We start from the raw sequence: 17,069 nt of genomic DNA on the forward strand, positions 1-17,069 counted from the left end.
TCAGCTGCCTCCCAGCCGGAAGAAGGAGGCCGCGGTCCGCACCAGCACGCAGGCGTCCTGCCACAGGGACCAGGTCTCGATGTACCGATTGTCGAACCGGGCCCGCTCCTCGATCGAGGTGTCACCGCGCAACCCGTTCACCTGCGCCAGCCCCGTGATGCCCACCGGCATCCGGTGGCGGTCCTGGTAGCCGGGGTGCGAACGGCTGAACCGGTCGACGAAGAAGGGGCGTTCGGGGCGGGGGCCGACCAGGCTCATATCGCCGCGCAGCACGTTCCACAGCTGCGGCAGCTCGTCCAGCGAGGTGCGGCGCAGCAGTCGGCCGACCCGGCTCATCCGCCCGTCCGAGGCCACGTTCCACCGGGTCGCGGACTCCTGGGCGTCGGCGGGCCGCAGCGTACGGAACTTGAGCAGGACGAACGGACGTCCGTGCCGTCCCACCCGCTCCTGCCGGAAGACGACCCCGGGTCCGTCCGAGATCCGCACCGCCAGCGCGCACACCGCCATCAGCGGGGAGAGCAGCACCAGGCCGGCCGACGCGAGCACGGCGTCCATCACCCGCTTCGCCGCATGGCCCACGGGCCGGTGCGTGCCGTCCTGGAGCGGGTGGGCGGCGAACCCCCACAAATGGTCCGGGCGGCCCCCGGCCGGGCGGGTGGCGACGGCGGTGTCGCCGGTGACCAGCCACACCCGGCAGCCGTACCCGGTGAGCAGGGCGAACAGGGCCGGACCGTCGGGCGTGGTCTCCGGCGGGGCGGTGAAGACGGCGTGCCGCACACTGTTCTGCACCACGGCCCGCCCCACCTCCTGCGGAGAGACCAGGACCGGCAGCGGTGCACCACCGTCGGGCCCCGCCGGGACCTCCTCCTCCGGGGCGGCGGAGGAGGCGACCCGGCCGACCGGGCGCAGCCCGTACCCGGGGTGGTCGTAGAGCGCGGCCGTCACCTGGCGGGCGACCGTGCCCTGGCCCACGACCAGCGTCGACAGGGGGTTGCGGACCGCCGCGCGGTGCCGGATCCGGTGCACCACCGCGCGGCCGCAGGCGCACAGCACCGTCTGCGCCGCCGCCGCGTACGCCAGGACCGCCCAGCCGAACGCGTGGGCCGGGGCCCAGGACTCGACGACCTCCATGGTCACGTACCACTGGAGCAGCGCGAGGCCGAGGAGCGCGGGGACTTCGGAGAGCACCGATGGGGAGAGGGCGAGCCGGTAGAGCCCCCGGTACGCGTGGAGCAGCACCTGCGCCACCGCCTGCGCGGCGAGCACGGCCCAGGGCGCCCCGGCCGGGGCGCAGAGGACGAAGGTGACGGCCAGCGCGGTCACATCGGCGCCGAGCAGCTGCGCGGCGGGCCCGACCCGCACGGCGGAGCGCCCGCCGCCCAGCTCCCGGGTACCGCCGTCGCTTCTTCGCGGCGGATGAACCGTGGGAGCCTGGACGGCTGTGGCCTGGCCGACGCCGGGAACCGGTGCACTCTCCATCGTCATCGCTCGGTGCGCTTCCTCATCGTGGGGCCGGACAGGGAGACAATTTCCTGGTAGAGACCGGCAACCGCCCCCGCGGTCCGTCGGACGTCGAACGCCGCCCGGGCATGGCCCAGGGCGCGGCGGGACACCGCCTCGCGCAGCTCCGGATCGGTGAGAAGCGCGGTGAGCGAGGCCGCCAGCGCCGCCGGGTCCTCAGGCGGTACGAGAAGGTGCTCCTCCTCGCCCGGCGGGACGCTCTCGCGCGCCCCGCCGACCTCGCTGAGCACCACGGGCCGGCCGCAGGCCATGGCTTCCAGCGGGGCCAGCGCCATGCCCTCCCAGCGGGACGGCAGGACGACGACGTCCGCCGCGTGGATCCAGGGCCGTACGTCGGTGCACGCCCCGGTGAACAGGACCCCGGCCGGGGCCGCGGCCTCCAGGCCGGGGCGGTCGGGGCCGTCGCCCACCAGGACCAGACGCGCCCCGGGAACGTCGACGCGCCGCCAGGCGTCGAGCAGCACGTCCTGGCCCTTCTGACGGGTCAGTCGGCCGACGCAGACGACGAGGAGGGCCTGGGGGGAGACTGCGTCGAGCAAGGGCAGCGCGGCCCGTGCCGCGCTGCGCTCGGACGGCCCGCCGGGTCGGAAGCGGTCGAGGTCGATGCCGTTGTGGATCACCGACCAGCGGGCGGCGATGCCCGCCTCCTGGCCGGTGCGCCGCTCGGACTCGCTGACGCAGAGGATGTGATCGGCCCAGCGCGCTCCGAACCGCTCCCAGCCCAGGGCCAGTTCGGCGGTACGCCCGGCCACGGCCTCGAAGGACCAGGCGTGCGGCTGGAACACCGTGGGCACCTTGCCCCGGACGGCGATCCGGCCCGCGAGACCGGCCTTGGCGCTGTGCGCGTGCACCACGTGCGGGGCGCAGTCGCGGACGATCCGCCGCGCGGCGGCCACCTCGCCGGCCAGCCGCGGGCCCGGGGCCCGGGTGGCGGACCAGCCGTGGACCCCCGCCCCGGCGGCGGCCGCCCCGGCGGCCAGCGGGCTCCCGGGCGGGCAGGCCACCACGGGCCGCAGTCCGGCCCCGGCCTGGGCCCTGACGAGATCGGTGACGACCCTGGCCACTCCACCGTCCACGGGCTGAACCAAATGAAGGACCGTCAATTGTCTTTCTTCGGCACGACGCATGTGCAGCACGTACGGCTCTCTTCGCTCAATCCGGTGAGTAAAGCCGAAGTGCACTGTGGCAGACATGTGGCGAAATCGTGCGCGTGACTCGCTCATACGACCACGTGAGGATTACGCGCATGATTCCGCTGATCAGGTGGCCCGTGAGGTCGCTCCGTGCTGCCCGGGAGGCATCGGATTCCTGCGGCGAAAGGGCAGCGGTGGAGAGACGGCGGGCGAATTGAGGGGCGCGGCGGGGGAATTGCTCGGGTCAGGTGTCACCCTGTTCACGCACGTCGAAAGAGGCCGTTTGCCGTAGTGGATGGCATCGCCATCAGTGTGACGGTCAGGCAGTTCTATGGTCGGCCGAGAGCTCCGCACGGGTGGCCGGGAAGCGCACGTCCTCGGCGCGGGCGACGATCTCCACCTCGTCGCCCAGGGCCCATTCGGCCACCCGGGACGCCATGGCAGCCGGAACGGCCCCGCTGATTCCCGGCGCGGCGGGAATGTCGTACGTGGCGTGGGCGTCGTGCGGCAGCACCACCCGGTACTCCAGCTCCAGCGCCCGGCGTGCGGTCGCGAGGACGCACATCTCCGACATCACCCCGCACACCGCGAGCGAACCGACCCCGGCGGCCGTCAGCGTCTCCGCCAGCGTGGTCCCCTCGAAGCCGTCGTCCTCGCTCTTGCGGATCACCTTCTCCGCCGGGCCGGTGTGCACGGGCAGGTGCAACTCCCAGCCCGGGGTGTGCGGTTCGTCGGGCTCCCCGGCCGGCCCGTCGTTCTGCAGGTGGACGACGAGCGCCCCGGCCGCCCGGGCCCGGCGGACCAGGCCGCCCACCCGGTCCAGCAGCCGGGGCGCGTCGGGCACCGGGCGGTCGCCCGACACGAAGGCCGACTGGAGGTCCACGACGATCAGCGCCTGTACGGGGGCGGGGAGGCGGTTCATACGGGCTCCGGCCTTTCGCGGTCGTGGATCATGCCCCATCACGGGTCCACCAGAGGTCTCCTGGTGTGCCGTTCATCCTTTCATCCGGGAGGCCGGGAGTGATCTGTGGGTGGCGAGGGGGGAACGCCCGCCGGTCCCGGAGTCACCCCGCGCGGTCGACGAGGAACGGGATCAGGGTCAGCAGGTCGCCCCGCGCGCCCTCGGCGAGATCCACCCCGTCCAGGCAGGTGCGGGCGGCCCGCAGGTGCTCGCGGGCCTCGGTGACCGTGGCCCGGCGCCCGCCCGCCTCGTCGACGAGCCCGGCCGCCCGGTGCAGCCCCGCCTCGTCGAGCGGGCCCGGGCCGGTGAGCAGGGCCTCCAGCCGCCGGGCCGCCGGGTGGTCGGACGCCAGGGCCGCCAGGACGGGGAAGGTCTTCTTGAGCCGGTGCAGATCGCTGTGGACCGGCTTCCCCGTGAGCTGCGGATCGCCCCAGATTCCCAGCAGGTCGTCCACCGCCTGGAACGCCACGCCCAGGTGCCGTCCCGCCCGGTCCAGTGCGTCGGCCGTGGCCGCCGGAGCCCCGGCCAGCACCGCGCCCAGGGCGGCCGAACAGCCGAGCAGGGAGCCGGTCTTCTGTGCGGCCATCGCGCGGTACTCATGCGGCAGGACCGCCTCGGGACCTGTCCATGGCCGGGACTCGAAGAGGAGGTCCTGTGCCTGACCGTGCACCAGGTCACCGAGCGCCCCCGACAGCCGCCGCACCGCCGTCCAGCCCGTGGGCGCGGGGACGTCGGTGAGCGTCCGGACGGCCAGGGCGAAGAGGGCGTCCCCCGCCAGGACCGCGGGCCCGGTGCCGTACGCCTTCCACACCGTCGGGCGGCGGCGCCGGGTCTCGTCGCCGTCCATGATGTCGTCGTGGATGAGGGAGAACGTGTGGACCAGCTCGACGGCGACCGCGCCGGCCACCGCGTCCGGGCCGCTGCCCCCGGCGGCCTCGGCCCCCAGCACCGCGAGCGCCTGGCGGACCCCCTTGCCCTGCGAACCGGGGGCCGGGACGCCGTCGGCCCCGCTCCACCCCAGCGAGAAGGCGGCGGTCTCGGCGTGCCACGGGTGGAGCCGGCGCACCGACTCGACCAGCGCGGGCCGGACCAGCTCGCGGCACCGGTCGAGTATCTCGGGGGCGGCCGCCTGACGGGTCGTGGACAGCGTCATCGGACGGGGGCCCCTTCGTGGGCGGCGGAGGGGCCGGGGGTGTCGCGCTCCGCGCCCGGCTCGACCCCCAGCTCCGCGTACGCCTTCTCCACCATCTCCCGGGCGTTGAGCAGCCCGATCCGGCTGAGCCTGCCGCGCAGTTCGTCCAGGTCGGCGGCGGTGGCCGCGCGGTCCCGGCCGAGCCGGGCCCGTGACTTGACCAGGCCCAGGGCCGCCAGCGCCTCGCCCCGGGGCTCGGTCATCGCGCGGAACTCCCCGAGCGCCTGCTCGTAGACCTCGCGGGCCTCCTCGTACCGTCCGGCGCGGAAGAACACGTTGGCCCGCATCTTGTGGTTGTAGGCGAGCGCGCTGGAGAGCTTCATCTCCCGGCAGGTGGCCTCGGCCTCGGAGAGCAGGGCGAGCGCGCGTTCCGTCCCGCCCTCCCGGAGGGAAACGATGTCGGCGATGCCGCGCAGGGCCCAGGCCCGGCCCCGCCGGTCGTCCGCGTCGCCCGCGAGCGACGCCGCCTCCTCGAACATGGCCAGGGCCGAGTCGAGCCGGCCCGTGTTGCGGTGGATCTGCGCGATCCCCTCCAGCGCCCACACCGTGTGGCGGGCCTCGCCGCGGGCGCGGGCCTCGGCGAGCAGCTGTTCGTGCAGGGTGGCGACGGTCTCGTAGTCGCCCTGGATGCGCCCGGTCTCGGCCAGCCCGGCGAGCGAGTAGCCGCGCGCCACCACGTCCCCACCCTGCTTCCCCAGCTCGGCGGCGAGCCCCAGCAGCCGGAACGCGAGGCGCAGCGAACCCCGCTGACGCGCCAGCGTGCCCCCGCTCCACAACGCCCAGGCCATCGCCCCGGTCGCCCCTGCCGAACGCGCGGCCCGGTAACTGGCCTTCCACGCCCGGTCCGCCTCCTCCACCTGACCCAGTCGGCGGTGCGCCTCGGCCACGGCGAGCCCGGTCCGGGCCACCTCCTCCTGGGAGCCGGAGAGCTCGGCCTGTTTCAGATGCCGTACGCCTTCGGCCAGTACATCGGTGAGGGAGGCGTTCACCGACATCCTGGTGAGCGCGCCCTGGTACTCGGGCGCCAGTGCCTTGGTCTGCATGGGTGCCTTCCGCGCGGTGGCCGGGCCGCCCGGTGACCACTATGAGCCATGTGTATACATGGAGTGCATAGTCGGTCGGTTCGGTGGGCCGCCCGGTACAGGTGGGGCGGACGCCGCCCGGCCTGGGGCGACGAACCGTTCTGTCAGTGATCAAGACGGCGGCGAGGCGCCGGGGGTTGCTCGCACCGCGCAGAACGTTCCCCGGAACCTTCCCGGAACGTCTTCCGGGTGGTCCGGCCGTGGTCGAGGTCCTGGAACGGTCAGCGGACGCCCGGCGGTTCGTGCAGGCCGAAGGGGGATCCCTGGTCGTCGCGGCAGAGCCGGAACCGTCCGAACCGCGCGGCCGACTCGTCGTCCTCGCCGGGGTCGGTGCCCTGCACGCTGCCGCCCAGCTCGCGCACCTGCGCCACCGCGGACGCCATGTCGTCGACCCGGAAGAAGAGGTACGGCCCGGCCCCCGGGTCGCCGCCGTGGACACCGCCCTGCCCGCTGGGCGTCCCGATCGCATAGCCGCCCTCGCCCGAGGGGCCCGGATCGAAGCGCCAGCCGAAGAGCGCACCGTAGAACGTCCGGGCCTTCTCCGGATCGTCCACCCCGAGTTCGAAGAACGAGATCTCACCGGCCATCGCGGGCACCTCCCGCCGTCTTCGCCAGGACGTAGGGGCGTGTGTGGCTGCCTTCCTTCCACCGTACGGCGGCGGACCGCTCCGCGCAGTGCGCCCCGAGGCCCCTACCCCTTGCCCGTGCGCCGGAGCCGGTGGCGTACCGCGCGCCGCGCCACCGGGCCCAGCTCGTCCAGGACGGCCGCCAGCTCGGCGAGCTGCTCCAGGGCGTCGAACGCCCGGGCCGCGCCCTCGGGGTCGACCCCCTCGTACAGCTCCAGACCGACGAACGACCCGGCCACCGCGCGCGCGAGCCCCACCGGATCGGTGAACTCGCCCAGCGGAGAGCCCGCCAGGACGCGTACGAGCACCTTCTCGATCTCGGCGGTCCACAGGTCGAGCCCGGCCGCGGTGGCGGGCGCCAGCCGGGGCTGGGTCTGGGCGCCGGCCAGGAGCTGCGCGAGGAACGCGACCTGGCCGCCCGCCCGCTCCTGTTCGTGCAGCTCCCGCCCGCACGTCACCAGTTCGGCGAGGGTGGTGACGGCGGCGAGCCGGTCGCGGTGGTGGGTTACGCGTTGCTCGGCGCCGTAGCGGCAGGCCGCCGCGAGCAGCTCGTCGACGGAGCCGAAGTGGTAGAAGACCAGCGCCTGGTTGACCCCGGCGGCCGCCGCCACCGAGCGGGCGGAGGTCTTGGCGATGCCCTGCTCGGCGAGCGTGCGCAGGGCGCCCTCCAGGAGCTTGACCCGGGTGTCCGCCCCGGCCGCTTTCCCGGCTCCGGTCGCTCTCCTGGCGTCTGCGGTGCTCCCGGCCGTTCTCCCGGCGCCGGTTCCCGGCTCGCTCCCCGGCGTGCCCTCGGCCGGCCCGCCGCTCCCGGCTCCGCCGCCGCTCATGCCCGGGCCTCCTCGCGTACGGGGCGGAGACCGGCGCGTACGCCGTGGCGCAGCGCGTCCACATAGCGGGCGCGGAAGGTTCCCTCGTAGCCGAAGAGCGGCCCGAAGCGCCGGTTCACCACCCGGACCCGGATGCGGAAGCGGCCCGTCGCGTCGTCGAAGGACTCGCGCACCTCGGCCTCGCCGCCGATCAGCTCCGGGACCCGCAGGTCGAAGGGGCCCTCGCGGAAGCGGTGTTCCCCCGAACGGATCAGCAGCGAGCCGTCGGGCTCGGCGCTGAGCCGCAGATCGGTGGCGAGGTGCTGGTGGGTGCCGAGGTAGTCGAGGACGCAGGACCGCTCGGGGCTGTGCACCATCGTGGCGTCGAAGCGGCGCGGCCCGCGGGGGAGCGCGAACGTGCGGACGAAGGTCACGGTCTCGCGGCCGTACGCATCGACGTACGGGATGTTCTCGATGGTGAACGGCACATTGCGGCCGGTCCGGGGCACCAGGATGTTCCGGGTGGCGCCGAGCGCGAGGAACGGCTTCACGAAGGCGCGGCCGTGCCAGATCCGGTCCATGGAGCCGCGCCCGATGCACGCCTCCCCGCTCTCCAGGCCGACCGAGAAGCGCCGTCGCAGCTGGGGGTGGAGCCGGTCGAAGTCGTCGCCCATCGCGCGGCGGAAGATCGAGGTCACGGGCGCTCCAGTCGGGTGAGGAGGGAAGGGGGTGCGGCGGCCGTCCGGCCGGGCGGTCTGCGCAGACAGCGGCGGGCGGCGGGGGTCACGGGCAGGGGCGGCAGGAGCAGCGCGGCGAGCGCGGCCGGGAGGACGGCTGCCGGGCCGAGCGGCAGTGCGGCCACCACCAGCGTCATCCGCACCACCACCTCGAACAGGGCGTGCGCGAGGGAGCGTGCCGGGCTGATCCCGCGCTCGCACCAGAGCCGCAGCCGGTCGAAGGACCAGGCGGTGGCCCACCCCATCAGGGGACGGAACACCAGGCGGTCCGCGAGCGCCCCGAAGCGGCCCCACCGGGTCCGGTAGTCGTATCCGGTCAGAAAGCGGATGCCGTCGGGTGTGGGCACGTAACGCCAGTAGCCGCTGCCCTCGGCGAGCAGGGAGAGCCGCTGCGGGGAGGCGAAGCGCAGGGCCGAGACCCGCTCGCCGTCCGCCCGGTGCCGCTCACCCGCGCTGGTGCCGGTCCCCGCCACGGTGACGAAGGGCAGCACCCGGGTCGCGTACCGGAACCGCTGCTCGTTCCCGGGGCCGCCCGGGAGCGGGCTGATCTCGGTGAACCGCAGGTCCCACCGCTGGTGGAGCGAGGGCTCCTGGGTCCGCTCCCACAGCATCTCCGGGTCGGCGCGGATCAGCGCCTCGATGTACAGCCCCATGCCTGCCCCCCGATGGCCGCGCTGGGTTGAGCGGGCGCTCAACCGCTTGGTGCCGAGGACGCTACCAGGTGGTTGAGCACTCGCTCAACCACCTCCCGGGCGGGCGAACAGGAGGAGCGGCGGACCCGCGGCCAGGCTGGAATGGGCGGGTGACGGCACTCAAGGCGTCGGCGGCCAGGGGACGTCCGCCAGCAGGGGCAGGATCTCGGCCTCCTCATAGGCGAGGTGGGCGGCCAACTGCTCGGTCATCCGGGCAAGTTCGGCGCGGAAGCGGCCCGGGTCCGCGACGGCGACACCGGCCAGCAGTGCCGCCAGCTCCGACTGCACCGCGGCGATGGACCGGTGCTCCTCCCGGAGCCGCTCGAAGACCGGGCGCAGGTGGGGGTGGTACCCCTCCATCGCCGGGAACATATGGCCGTCCTCGGCGGTGTGGTGGAAATCCAGTGCCTGGCAGAACGCCAGACACCGTTGCCGGATCTGGAGGCCGAGGCCGGGAAGGGGCGGGGCGCCGGCTCCCCGATGGGCGGCGCGGGCGGCGAAGTGCGCTTCCGTCTCCGCGTGCACCCGGGCCAGTTGGCCGCGCAGCCAGGTGTGCACCTCGGTGAGTTTGCCGGCCAGCGAGGTGATGGCGGGGGCCGGTGTCCGCGGGTCGGGGAGTTCCAGGACGACGACCGGCAGCGTACGGTCGGGCGGCTGCGAGGGTCGGGGCATGCCCCGCCACGACACCCTCCCGCCGCAGCCCTCCGTCCGCCGTACGCTCCAGGTCACCGCGCTCTTCTCGCACGGCCGCCTGACCACGATCCCCCGCAGACGGGCCCGGCTGGAGCAGCTGCTGACGCACCTCGCCGAGACGCTGTTCGAGCGCGACCGCCCGTACACCGAGCGGGAGGTCGACGAAGCGCTGCTCACCGTCCACGAGGACTGCTCGGCGCTGCGCCGCCATCTGGTCGACGGCGGGCAGTTGGTCCGCCCCCGGGACGGCAGCAGCTACCGGCGCGTGAGGTGACGCGACGCCCCTGCGGGCCGGGATGAGATCCTGGCCCCATGGGGATATTGCGCAAGGCGTGCACGCGGTGCACGCGACGGGGGCGGCTGCGGCGAGGCGTATGCCGCCGGTGCCGGCTGAAGGAACACGGGGTCGACGCGGCCGACACGGGCACCGACGTGGCGGAGGTCGCGGTGGAGACCGGGGCGCTCGGAGCGATAGGCCGTGCGTTCGGCGCGCTCGCCCGCGCCCTGCTCAACTGACCGTCCCCTCAGGGGAGATACGAGGAGCGGCCGGACCGCGGGCCGACCCCCGCACCGGCCGCCCGCTGCTCACGGGGCCCTCCGGGGAACCCGCCCGCCCCTTCGCCGTCCACGACAAGCCACGTGCTGAAGTGGGTTCTCCATCAGGCCCGGCCCCCGACCCAGGAGCATCCGTGACCAGCTACCACCAGCCCGGCGTCGTCCTCACCGACCGGCGCTTCACCGTCCCCCTCGACCACAGCGACCCCGGCGGTGAGCGGATCGAGGTCTACGGGCGCGAGGCCGTGGCCGCCGGGCGGGCCGGTGAGGCGCTGCCCTGGCTGGTCTACCTGGAGGGCGGCCCCGGCTTCGGCGCCCGCCGGTTCACCGGCACGGAGGCCTGGCTCGGCCGGGCCCTGCGCGAGTTCCGGGTGCTCCTGCTGGACCAGCGGGGCACCGGCCTGTCCACCCCCGCCAACCGGCAGACCCTCCCGCTCCGCGGCGGCCCCCGCGAACAGGCCGACTACCTCGCCCACTTCCGCTCCGACGCCATCGTCCGCGACTGCGAGGCCATCCGGCAGCAGGTCACCGGTGGTGCCCCCTGGACGGTCCTCGGCCAGTCCTTCGGCGGGTTCTGCGCGGTCCGCTATCTCTCCTCGGCGCCCGAGGGGCTCGCGGCGGTCCTCATCACGGGCGGGCTGCCCTCGCTGGACGCGCACGCGGACGACGTCTACCGGGCCGCGTACCCCCGTGTCGAACGGAAGGTCGCCGCGCACTACGCCCGCTACCCGCAGGACGTCGACCGGGCCCGCGCCATCGCCGCACACCTCGCCGGGCACCGCCCCGAGAGCGCGGGGCACCGGCTGACCCCCGAACTCTTCCAGTCGCTCGGCATCCTGCTCGGCTCCGGCAGCGGCAGCCACCAGCTCCACTACCTGCTGGAGAACGCGTTCGTCCGCACCCCGCACGGCACCGAACTCTCCGACACCTTCCAGGAGGGACTGCGCTCCGCCACCTCCTTCGCCGGACACCCGCTCTACGCCCTGCTGCACGAGGCGATCTACGGACAGGGCGAGCGCGCCACCGCCTGGGCCGCCGACCGCGTACGCGCCGAGTTCCCCCGGTTCGACGCCGCCACGGCTCTGGCGGGCGACGGGCCGCTCCTCTTCACCGGGGAGACCATCCACCCCTGGCACTTCGACGTCGACCCGGCGCTGCGCCCGCTGCGCGAGACCGCCGAACTCCTCGCGCGGCGCACCGACTGGCCCGTCCTCTACGATCCCGAGCGGCTCGCCGTCAACGAGGTGCCCGTCGCCGCGGCCGTCTACCACGACGACATGTACGTCGACACCGGGCACTCGCTGCGCACCGCCGCCGCGATCCGGGGACTTCGCACCTGGGTGACGAACGAGTACGAGCACGACGGCGTGCGCGCCGGCGGGCCGCGCGTCCTGGACCGGCTGCTGGCGATGGTCAGGGGCGAAGCCTGACCGGCGCTGCGGACATCACCGCTGGAGCGCCTCCAGCGTCGCGTCCAGGTCCGTGGTGCCGGAGCGCGAAGCCCGGTTGTGCGGCAGCTTCGACAGGAGGGAGGCCATGCCGCAGGTGTCGGTGACGGCCGAGAAGACCAGGCCCGAACCGATCCCGGCCGCGAGCCAGCGCGCGGCCGGGAAGCGGATGCCCGCCACCAGCCCGGCCACCACCAGCGAACCGGCCGCCAGCCGCACCTGCCGCTCCATCGGCCAGACCGCCCGGGCGCCCTCCGGCCGGTCCAGGCCACGGCCGTCCCCCTCCCAGGCGGAGGTGCCACCGGTCAGCGTCACGGCCTCGATGTCCGCGCCCGCCAGGATCTCGCAGGCCCGGGTGGAGCGGACCCCGGAGGCGCACACCACCAGCAGCGAACCCCGGGCGGAGGCCGACTTCAGGGCGGGCAGGGCCTCGGACAGCTTGTCGAGCGGGATGTTGAGGGCGCCGGGCACGTGGCCCGCGGCGTACTCGCCGGGAGCCCGTACGTCGACGACGGTGAACTCCTCCAGGCGGGCTGCGGCCTGGGCGGGGGAGAGGGAGGCGGGGCTGGTCACGGGTGGGGGTCCTTTCGACGGCCGGGGCGGGCGGCGGGAGGGCTGGGACTCTACACGTGCCCCCAGCGGCGGTTGTACGTTTCTCCCGTACCGTGCGGCGCGCCCGCATTCCCCTCGTACCCGGAAACCCGCCGCTCACGGCCACCGCAGGTGATCGTCGGTAGCCTGCCGGTATGACGCAGCAGCCACTCGCCCCCCTGCCCACCGACTGGAGCCGAGCCCTCGCGGTGGCGGCCCACCCCGACGACCTGGAGTACGGCGCGGCCGCCGCCGTGGCCGCGTGGACCGACGGCGGCCGTGAGGTCGTCTACCTCCTCGCCAGCCGGGGCGAGGCCGGGATCGACGACCTGCCGCCCGAGGAGTGCGCCCCGCTGCGCGAGCGGGAGCAGAGGGCGAGCGCCGCCGTCGTCGGAGTCCGTACGGTCGAGTTCCTCGACCACCGGGACGGGGTGATCGAGTACGGCATCGGGCTGCGCCGCGACATCGCCGCCGCCATCCGCCGCCACCGCCCCGAACTCGTCGTCACGCTCAACCACCGCGACACCTGGGGCGGTGTCGCCTGGAACACCCCCGACCACCGGGCGGTCGGCCGTGCCACCCTGGACGCGGTGGCCGACGCGGGCAACCGGTGGATCTTCCCGGAGCTGACCGAAGCGGGGCTGGAGCCGTGGTCCGGGGTGCGCTGGAGCGCCGTGGCGGGCAGTGACCGGCCCACGCACGCCGTGGACGCGACGCCCGGGTTCGAGCGGTCGGTGCGGTCGCTGCTCGAACACCGCACCTACATCGAGGCGCTGACCGAGGAGGCGCCGGAGAAGTACTGCCGGTCCTTCCTGGAGGGCATGGTGCGCGCCGAGGCCGACCGGTTCGGCGGCCGTCCGGCCGTCCCCTTCGAGGTCTTCGGCCACTGAGCGGGCGGTCCGGCCACAGGCCGGGATTGACAAAACCGGTTGCCGATTCTGCAATGGCCCCATGAAGGAACACGACCGGGACGACCCCGAACTCGACGCCGTGCTCACCGGGGTCGGCCCCCGGCTGCGCCGCCTGCGCAAGGACCGCGGGGTCACTCTCTCCGCGCTCTCCGCCGCCACCGGAATCTCCGTCTCCACGCTCTCCCGGCTGGAGTCCGGCGGCCGTCGCCCCAGCCTGGAGCTGCTGCTCCCGATCGCCCGGGCCCATGAGGTCCCGCTCGACGATCTGGTGGGCGCCCCGCCCGTCGGGGACCCCCGGGTGCGGGCCAAGCCGATCGTGCGGCACGGGCGGACGATGGTGCCGCTGACCGCCCGGCCCGGCGGGCTCCAGGCGTACAAGATGGTGCAGGAGGCGGGGAACGGCGAGGAGCCGGAGCAGCGGACGCACGAGGGGTACGAGTGGCTGTTCGTGCTCTCGGGGAAGCTGCGGCTGCTGCTGGCCGAGCACGATCTCGTGCTGGAGCCCGGGGAGGCCGCCGAGTTCGACACCCGGCTGCCGCACTGGTTCGGTCCCGCGGAGGACAAGCCGGTGGAGTTCCTGAGCCTCTTCGGGCCGCAGGGGGAGCGGATGCACGTACGGGCGAAGCCGAAGCGGGGGTGAGAGGGCCCGCGCCTCGGGGGTGCAGGGGTGTTCCCAGCGCGGCAAGCGACCGCTTAGTATGCCCAGCGGCAGTGATAGTGCCGACAGCGGCAGCGGTTGATGCCGACAAGTGCCGACAGTGTTGTGGAGGCCCCCTCATGCAGGCATGGCGAGTGCACCGGAACGGCGAGCCGGGCGAGGTGATGAGCCTGGAGGAGACGGACCGGCCCACCCCCGGTGACGGGCAGGTGCTCGTCCGGGTGAGCGCGGCCGACGTCAACTTCCCGGACGCCCTGCTCTGCCGGGGGCAGTACCAGGTGCGGCCGCCGCTGCCGTTCACACCGGGCGTCGAGGTGTGCGGCACCACGGAGGACGGGCGGCGCGTCCTCGCCACCCCCGCCCTGCCGTACGGCGGTTTCGCCGAGTACGTCGTCGCGGACGAGGCGGCCCTGCTGCCCGCCCCCGACGCCCTGGACGACGCCGAAGCGGCCGCTCTCCACATCGGCTACCAGACCGGCTGGTTCGGCCTCCACCGCCGCGCCCGCCTCCAGCCCGGAGAGACCCTGCTCGTCCACGCGGCGGCGGGCGGGGTCGGCAGCGCCGCCGTCCAGCTCGGCAAGGCGGCGGGCGCCACCGTCATCGGGGTCGTCGGCGGACCGGAGAAGGCGGCCGTCGCCCGCGAACTGGGCTGTGACCTGGTCGTCGACCGGCGGAGCGAGGACATCGTGGCAGCCGTCAAGGAGGCCACCGGCGGGCGCGGCGCCGACGTCGTCTACGACCCGGTCGGCGGCGACGCCTATGCCAAGTCCGTCAAGTGCATCGCCTTCGAGGGCCGTGTCCTCGTCGTGGGCTTCGCCAGCGGCACCATCCCCGCCCCGGCGCTCAACCACGCCCTGGTGAAGAACTACGCGATCGTCGGGCTGCACTGGGGCCTCTACAACACCCATGACCCGGCCGCCGTCCGCGCCTGTCACGACGAACTCACCGAGCTGGCCGCGCAGGGCATCGTGAAGCCGCTGGTCAGTGAGCGCGTCGCGATGGCCGGGGCCGCCGACGCCGTGCAGCGCGTCGCCGACGGCACCAGCACCGGCCGGATCGTCGTCCTGCCCGGAGGTGCCCGATGAGCCCCGCCGCCGACGCCGCCGAACTCCGCCGCCGCACCCATGAGCTGCTCGCCGCGCACCCGCCTGCCACGACCGACCGTACGGACTTCCTGAAGGCCCGTTTCGACGCGGGTCTCGCCTGGGTCCACTACCCCGTGGGCCTCGGCGGCCTGGACGCGCCCCGCTCCCTCCAGCAGGTCGTGGACGCCGAACTCGCCGCCGCCGACGCGCCGGACAACGACCCGCGCCGCATCGGCATCGGCCTCGGCATGGCCGCGCCCACCGTCCTCGGCTTCGGCACCGACGAGCAGAAGCAGCGCTTCCTGCGCCCGCTGTGGGTGGGGGAGGAGGTCTGGTGCCAGCTCTTCAGCGAGCCCGGCGCCGGTTCCGACCTCGCGGCGCTCGCCACCCGCGCCGTCCGCGACGGCGACGACTGGGTGGTCGACGGGCAGAAGGTCTGGACGTCCAGCGCCCATGTGGCCCGCTGGGCGATCCTCATCGCCCGCACCGACCCGGACCTCCCCAAGCACCGGGGCATCAGCTACTTCATCTGCGACATGACCGACCCGGGTGTGGACGTCCGGCCGCTGCGCCAGATCACCGGGGAGGCCGAGTTCAACGAGGTCTTCCTCTCCGGTGTACGCATCCCCGACAGCCGTCGTCTCGGCCCGGTCGGCGAGGGGTGGAAGGTCGCCCAGACCACGCTGATGAACGAGCGCGTCTCCATCGGCGGCTCCCGCATCCCGCGCGAGGGCGGCATGATCGGCCCGGTCTCCCGGACCTGGCGTGACCGCCCCGAACTGCGCACCCACGACATCCACCAACGCCTGCTCACCCTCTGGGTGGAGGCCGAGGTCGCCCGGCTCACCGGGGAGCGGCTGCGCCAGCAGCTCGTCGCCGGGCAGCCCGGCCCTGAGGGATCCGGCATGAAGCTCGCCTTCGCCCGCCTCAACCAGCAGATCAGCGGCCTGGAGGTCGAACTGCTCGGTGACGAAGGGCTGCTGTACGGGGACTGGACCATGCGCCGCCCGGAGCTGGTCGACTTCACCGGGCGGGACGCGGGCTACCGCTACCTCCGCTCCAAGGGCAACTCCATCGAGGGCGGCACCAGCGAGGTCCTGCTGAACATCGTGGCCGAACGCGTCCTCGGGCTGCCCGCCGAACCCCGTAGCGACAAGGACGTCGCCTGGAAGGACCTGAGCCGATGACCGCGCCCACCGATCCCCTGCCCCACGCCGCCGCCCCCGGCCTCCTCTACTCCCAGGACGAGGAGGACCTGCGCGCGGCCGTACGGGCCCTCCTCGCCGACCGGGCCGACGCGCCCACGGTGATCGCGGCCACCGAGGCGGGCACACCGTACGACCCCCGGCTCTGGGAGGCCCTGGCCACCGGCATCGGCGCCGCCGGACTCCTCGTCCCCGAGAAGCTCGGCGGCCAGGGCGCGTCCCACCGGGAGGCCGCCGTGGTCCTGGAGGAGCTGGGCCGCAGCGTGGCCCCGGCCCCCTATCTGACCAGCTCCGTCGTGGCCACCGAGACCCTGCTCGCCCTCGCCGGGGACGGCGGACCGGCCGCCGCGCTCCTGGGCGAGCTGGCCTCCGGCACCCGTACTGCCGTCCTCGCCGTCCCCTTCGCCACCCCGCCCGCAGGCGCGGCGGCTGCCCTCGCCGCGCTCGACGGTACGGTCCGGGGCATCGCGGACGCGGCCGTGGCCGACGTGCTGCTGGTCCCGACCGCCGAAGGGCTGTACGCGGTCGACGCCACGGCCCCCGGAGCGGCGGTGGAACCCCTCGTACCGCTCGACCTCACCCGCCCCCTCGCCGCCGTCACCCTCTCCGGCGCGACCGGCACCCTGCTGGCCGCGCCGGAGGCCAGTGCCACCGCCGTACGGCGCGGGCTGCTCGCCGGGGCGGGGCTGCTCGCCTCCGAACAGCTCGGGATCGCGGAGTGGTGTCTGGCCGAGACCGTGCGGTACACCCGCGAACGGCACCAGTTCAACCGGCCCGTGGGCTCGTTCCAGGCACTCAAGCACCGGATGGCCCAGCTCTGGCTGGAGGTCGTCTCGGCGCGCGCCGCCGCCCGCAACGCCGCCGACGCGCTGGCCACCGGCAGCCCCGACGCCCCGCTCGCCGTCGCGGTGGCGCAGGCGTACTGCTCGGGTGTGGCGGTCCACGCGGCCGAGGAGTGCGTCCAGCTCCACGGCGGGATCGGCATGACGTGGGAGCACCCGGCGCACCTGTACCTCAAGCGCGCCAAGGCGGACTCCATCGCGTACGGCTCGTCGGGCAGCCACCGCGAGGCCGTCGCGGAACTGGCGGAGCTGCCGGCTCCGTAAGGGCTGTCCCGCCATAGCGCACGCTCGCCTTCGGGCACATCGGTGCGCTCGTCCATTGCGGTGGTGT

18 protein-coding genes and 1 pseudogene are annotated in these 17,069 nt (G+C 74.4%); 8 read left to right on the top strand and 11 right to left on the bottom strand.

All coding sequences use genetic code 11. The annotated features are described in order from the left end of the window. From AC0682_RS09110 to AC0682_RS09155, 10 genes and pseudogenes are all read right to left on the bottom strand, one after another. Complete coding sequence (locus AC0682_RS09110) at window positions 1-1,485, bottom strand: sugar transferase (RefSeq protein ID WP_478531863.1); 1,485 nt, start codon at window positions 1,483-1,485, stop codon at window positions 1-3. After that, window positions 1,482-2,648, bottom strand: a complete 1,167-nt coding sequence (locus AC0682_RS09115) for a glycosyltransferase (RefSeq protein WP_478532055.1) — start codon at window positions 2,646-2,648, stop codon at window positions 1,482-1,484. Before AC0682_RS09115 ends, AC0682_RS09110 begins: the two co-directional genes overlap by 4 nt. 325 nt (window positions 2,649-2,973) lie before the next feature. Further along, a complete protein-coding gene (locus AC0682_RS09120) occupies window positions 2,974-3,576 on the bottom strand; it encodes a cysteine hydrolase family protein (RefSeq protein ID WP_478531864.1) in 603 nt (200 codons plus the stop codon). Between the two features lie 142 nt (window positions 3,577-3,718). Next, window positions 3,719-4,768, bottom strand: a complete 1,050-nt coding sequence (locus AC0682_RS09125; protein ID WP_478531865.1) for a polyprenyl synthetase family protein — start codon at window positions 4,766-4,768, stop codon at window positions 3,719-3,721. Further along, the gene (locus AC0682_RS09130; protein ID WP_478531867.1) at window positions 4,765-5,850 is read right to left on the bottom strand and encodes a tetratricopeptide repeat protein; all 1,086 of its coding nucleotides are present in this window, start codon (window positions 5,848-5,850) and stop codon (window positions 4,765-4,767) included. The genes AC0682_RS09125 and AC0682_RS09130 overlap by 4 nt, the downstream gene beginning before the upstream one ends. A 260-nt stretch (window positions 5,851-6,110) precedes the next feature. Continuing rightward, complete coding sequence (locus AC0682_RS09135) at window positions 6,111-6,476, bottom strand: VOC family protein (protein WP_478531868.1); 366 nt, start codon at window positions 6,474-6,476, stop codon at window positions 6,111-6,113. Between the two features lie 104 nt (window positions 6,477-6,580). Further along, complete coding sequence (locus AC0682_RS09140) at window positions 6,581-7,342, bottom strand: TetR/AcrR family transcriptional regulator (protein WP_478531869.1); 762 nt, start codon at window positions 7,340-7,342, stop codon at window positions 6,581-6,583. Next, complete coding sequence (locus AC0682_RS09145) at window positions 7,339-8,019, bottom strand: DUF4166 domain-containing protein (protein WP_478531871.1); 681 nt, start codon at window positions 8,017-8,019, stop codon at window positions 7,339-7,341. Before AC0682_RS09145 ends, AC0682_RS09140 begins: the two co-directional genes overlap by 4 nt. Continuing rightward, window positions 8,016-8,711 carry a hypothetical protein gene (locus AC0682_RS09150; protein WP_478531872.1) on the bottom strand — a complete coding sequence of 232 codons (696 nt, stop codon included), beginning with the start codon at window positions 8,709-8,711 and terminating at the stop codon, window positions 8,016-8,018. The genes AC0682_RS09145 and AC0682_RS09150 overlap by 4 nt, the downstream gene beginning before the upstream one ends. A 159-nt stretch (window positions 8,712-8,870) precedes the next feature. After that, window positions 8,871-9,398: pseudogene (locus AC0682_RS09155) on the bottom strand (hemerythrin domain-containing protein); the annotation flags it as partial. 22 nt (window positions 9,399-9,420) lie between these two features. Here AC0682_RS09155 and AC0682_RS09160 point away from each other — a divergent pair. The 3 genes from AC0682_RS09160 (at window position 9,421) to AC0682_RS09170 (ending at window position 11,428) form a co-directional block, all read left to right on the top strand. Beyond that, window positions 9,421-9,717 (top strand): DUF2087 domain-containing protein, encoded by a 297-nt coding sequence (locus AC0682_RS09160; protein WP_478531873.1) that lies wholly within the window; start codon window positions 9,421-9,423, stop codon window positions 9,715-9,717. A 38-nt stretch (window positions 9,718-9,755) separates the two neighbouring features. After that, on the top strand, window positions 9,756-9,959 hold the full coding sequence (locus AC0682_RS09165; RefSeq protein WP_478531875.1) for a hypothetical protein: 204 nt from the start codon (window positions 9,756-9,758) through the stop codon (window positions 9,957-9,959). 173 nt (window positions 9,960-10,132) lie between these two features. Next, window positions 10,133-11,428, top strand: coding sequence for an alpha/beta fold hydrolase (locus AC0682_RS09170; RefSeq protein ID WP_478531877.1), 1,296 nt, complete (start codon window positions 10,133-10,135; stop codon window positions 11,426-11,428). 15 nt (window positions 11,429-11,443) lie between these two features. Here the strand turns inward: AC0682_RS09170 and AC0682_RS09175 are convergent, their stop codons facing one another. Further along, window positions 11,444-12,019 (bottom strand): rhodanese-like domain-containing protein, encoded by a 576-nt coding sequence (locus AC0682_RS09175; protein ID WP_478531878.1) that lies wholly within the window; start codon window positions 12,017-12,019, stop codon window positions 11,444-11,446. 173 nt (window positions 12,020-12,192) lie between these two features. Between AC0682_RS09175 and AC0682_RS09180 the strand changes: the two genes are divergently transcribed. The 5 genes from AC0682_RS09180 to AC0682_RS09200 all read left to right on the top strand — a co-directional run bounded on the left by AC0682_RS09180 (window position 12,193) and on the right by AC0682_RS09200 (window position 17,002). Then, window positions 12,193-12,927: a PIG-L deacetylase family protein gene (locus tag AC0682_RS09180; RefSeq protein ID WP_478531879.1), complete on the top strand. Its 735-nt coding sequence runs from the start codon at window positions 12,193-12,195 to the stop codon at window positions 12,925-12,927. A gap of 61 nt (window positions 12,928-12,988) precedes the next feature. After that, window positions 12,989-13,588 carry a helix-turn-helix domain-containing protein gene (locus AC0682_RS09185; RefSeq protein ID WP_478531881.1) on the top strand — a complete coding sequence of 200 codons (600 nt, stop codon included), beginning with the start codon at window positions 12,989-12,991 and terminating at the stop codon, window positions 13,586-13,588. A gap of 137 nt (window positions 13,589-13,725) precedes the next feature. Then, window positions 13,726-14,691, top strand: a complete 966-nt coding sequence (locus AC0682_RS09190; RefSeq protein WP_478531882.1) for an NADPH:quinone oxidoreductase family protein — start codon at window positions 13,726-13,728, stop codon at window positions 14,689-14,691. Next, complete coding sequence (locus AC0682_RS09195; RefSeq protein WP_478531883.1) at window positions 14,688-15,878, top strand: acyl-CoA dehydrogenase family protein; 1,191 nt, start codon at window positions 14,688-14,690, stop codon at window positions 15,876-15,878. Before AC0682_RS09190 ends, AC0682_RS09195 begins: the two co-directional genes overlap by 4 nt. Beyond that, the gene (locus tag AC0682_RS09200) at window positions 15,875-17,002 is read left to right on the top strand and encodes an acyl-CoA dehydrogenase family protein (protein ID WP_478531884.1); all 1,128 of its coding nucleotides are present in this window, start codon (window positions 15,875-15,877) and stop codon (window positions 17,000-17,002) included. Before AC0682_RS09195 ends, AC0682_RS09200 begins: the two co-directional genes overlap by 4 nt. Window positions 17,003-17,069: the final 67 nt, after the last annotated feature.

The sequence above is a fragment of the Streptomyces sp. NPDC043746 genome, assembly GCF_056436485.1.

What these genes read in the sequence shown, in the direction of transcription:
- AC0682_RS09110 (WP_478531863.1), bottom strand. Translation starts at nt 1,485, where the DNA reads ATGACGATGGAGAGTGCACCGGTTCCCGGCGTCGGCCAGGCCACAGCC.
- AC0682_RS09115 (WP_478532055.1), bottom strand. Translation starts at nt 2,648, where the DNA reads ATGCGTCGTGCCGAAGAAAGACAATTGACGGTCCTTCATTTGGTTCAG.
- AC0682_RS09120 (WP_478531864.1), bottom strand. Translation starts at nt 3,576, where the DNA reads ATGAACCGCCTCCCCGCCCCCGTACAGGCGCTGATCGTCGTGGACCTC.
- AC0682_RS09125 (WP_478531865.1), bottom strand. Translation starts at nt 4,768, where the DNA reads ATGACGCTGTCCACGACCCGTCAGGCGGCCGCCCCCGAGATACTCGAC.
- AC0682_RS09130 (WP_478531867.1), bottom strand. Translation starts at nt 5,850, where the DNA reads ATGCAGACCAAGGCACTGGCGCCCGAGTACCAGGGCGCGCTCACCAGG.
- AC0682_RS09135 (WP_478531868.1), bottom strand. Translation starts at nt 6,476, where the DNA reads ATGGCCGGTGAGATCTCGTTCTTCGAACTCGGGGTGGACGATCCGGAG.
- AC0682_RS09140 (WP_478531869.1), bottom strand. Translation starts at nt 7,342, where the DNA reads ATGAGCGGCGGCGGAGCCGGGAGCGGCGGGCCGGCCGAGGGCACGCCG.
- AC0682_RS09150 (WP_478531872.1), bottom strand. Translation starts at nt 8,711, where the DNA reads ATGGGGCTGTACATCGAGGCGCTGATCCGCGCCGACCCGGAGATGCTG.
- AC0682_RS09160 (WP_478531873.1), top strand. Translation starts at nt 9,421, where the DNA reads ATGCCCCGCCACGACACCCTCCCGCCGCAGCCCTCCGTCCGCCGTACG.
- AC0682_RS09165 (WP_478531875.1), top strand. Translation starts at nt 9,756, where the DNA reads ATGGGGATATTGCGCAAGGCGTGCACGCGGTGCACGCGACGGGGGCGG.
- AC0682_RS09180 (WP_478531879.1), top strand. Translation starts at nt 12,193, where the DNA reads ATGACGCAGCAGCCACTCGCCCCCCTGCCCACCGACTGGAGCCGAGCC.
- AC0682_RS09185 (WP_478531881.1), top strand. Translation starts at nt 12,989, where the DNA reads ATGAAGGAACACGACCGGGACGACCCCGAACTCGACGCCGTGCTCACC.
- AC0682_RS09190 (WP_478531882.1), top strand. Translation starts at nt 13,726, where the DNA reads ATGCAGGCATGGCGAGTGCACCGGAACGGCGAGCCGGGCGAGGTGATG.
- AC0682_RS09195 (WP_478531883.1), top strand. Translation starts at nt 14,688, where the DNA reads ATGAGCCCCGCCGCCGACGCCGCCGAACTCCGCCGCCGCACCCATGAG.
- AC0682_RS09200 (WP_478531884.1), top strand. Translation starts at nt 15,875, where the DNA reads ATGACCGCGCCCACCGATCCCCTGCCCCACGCCGCCGCCCCCGGCCTC.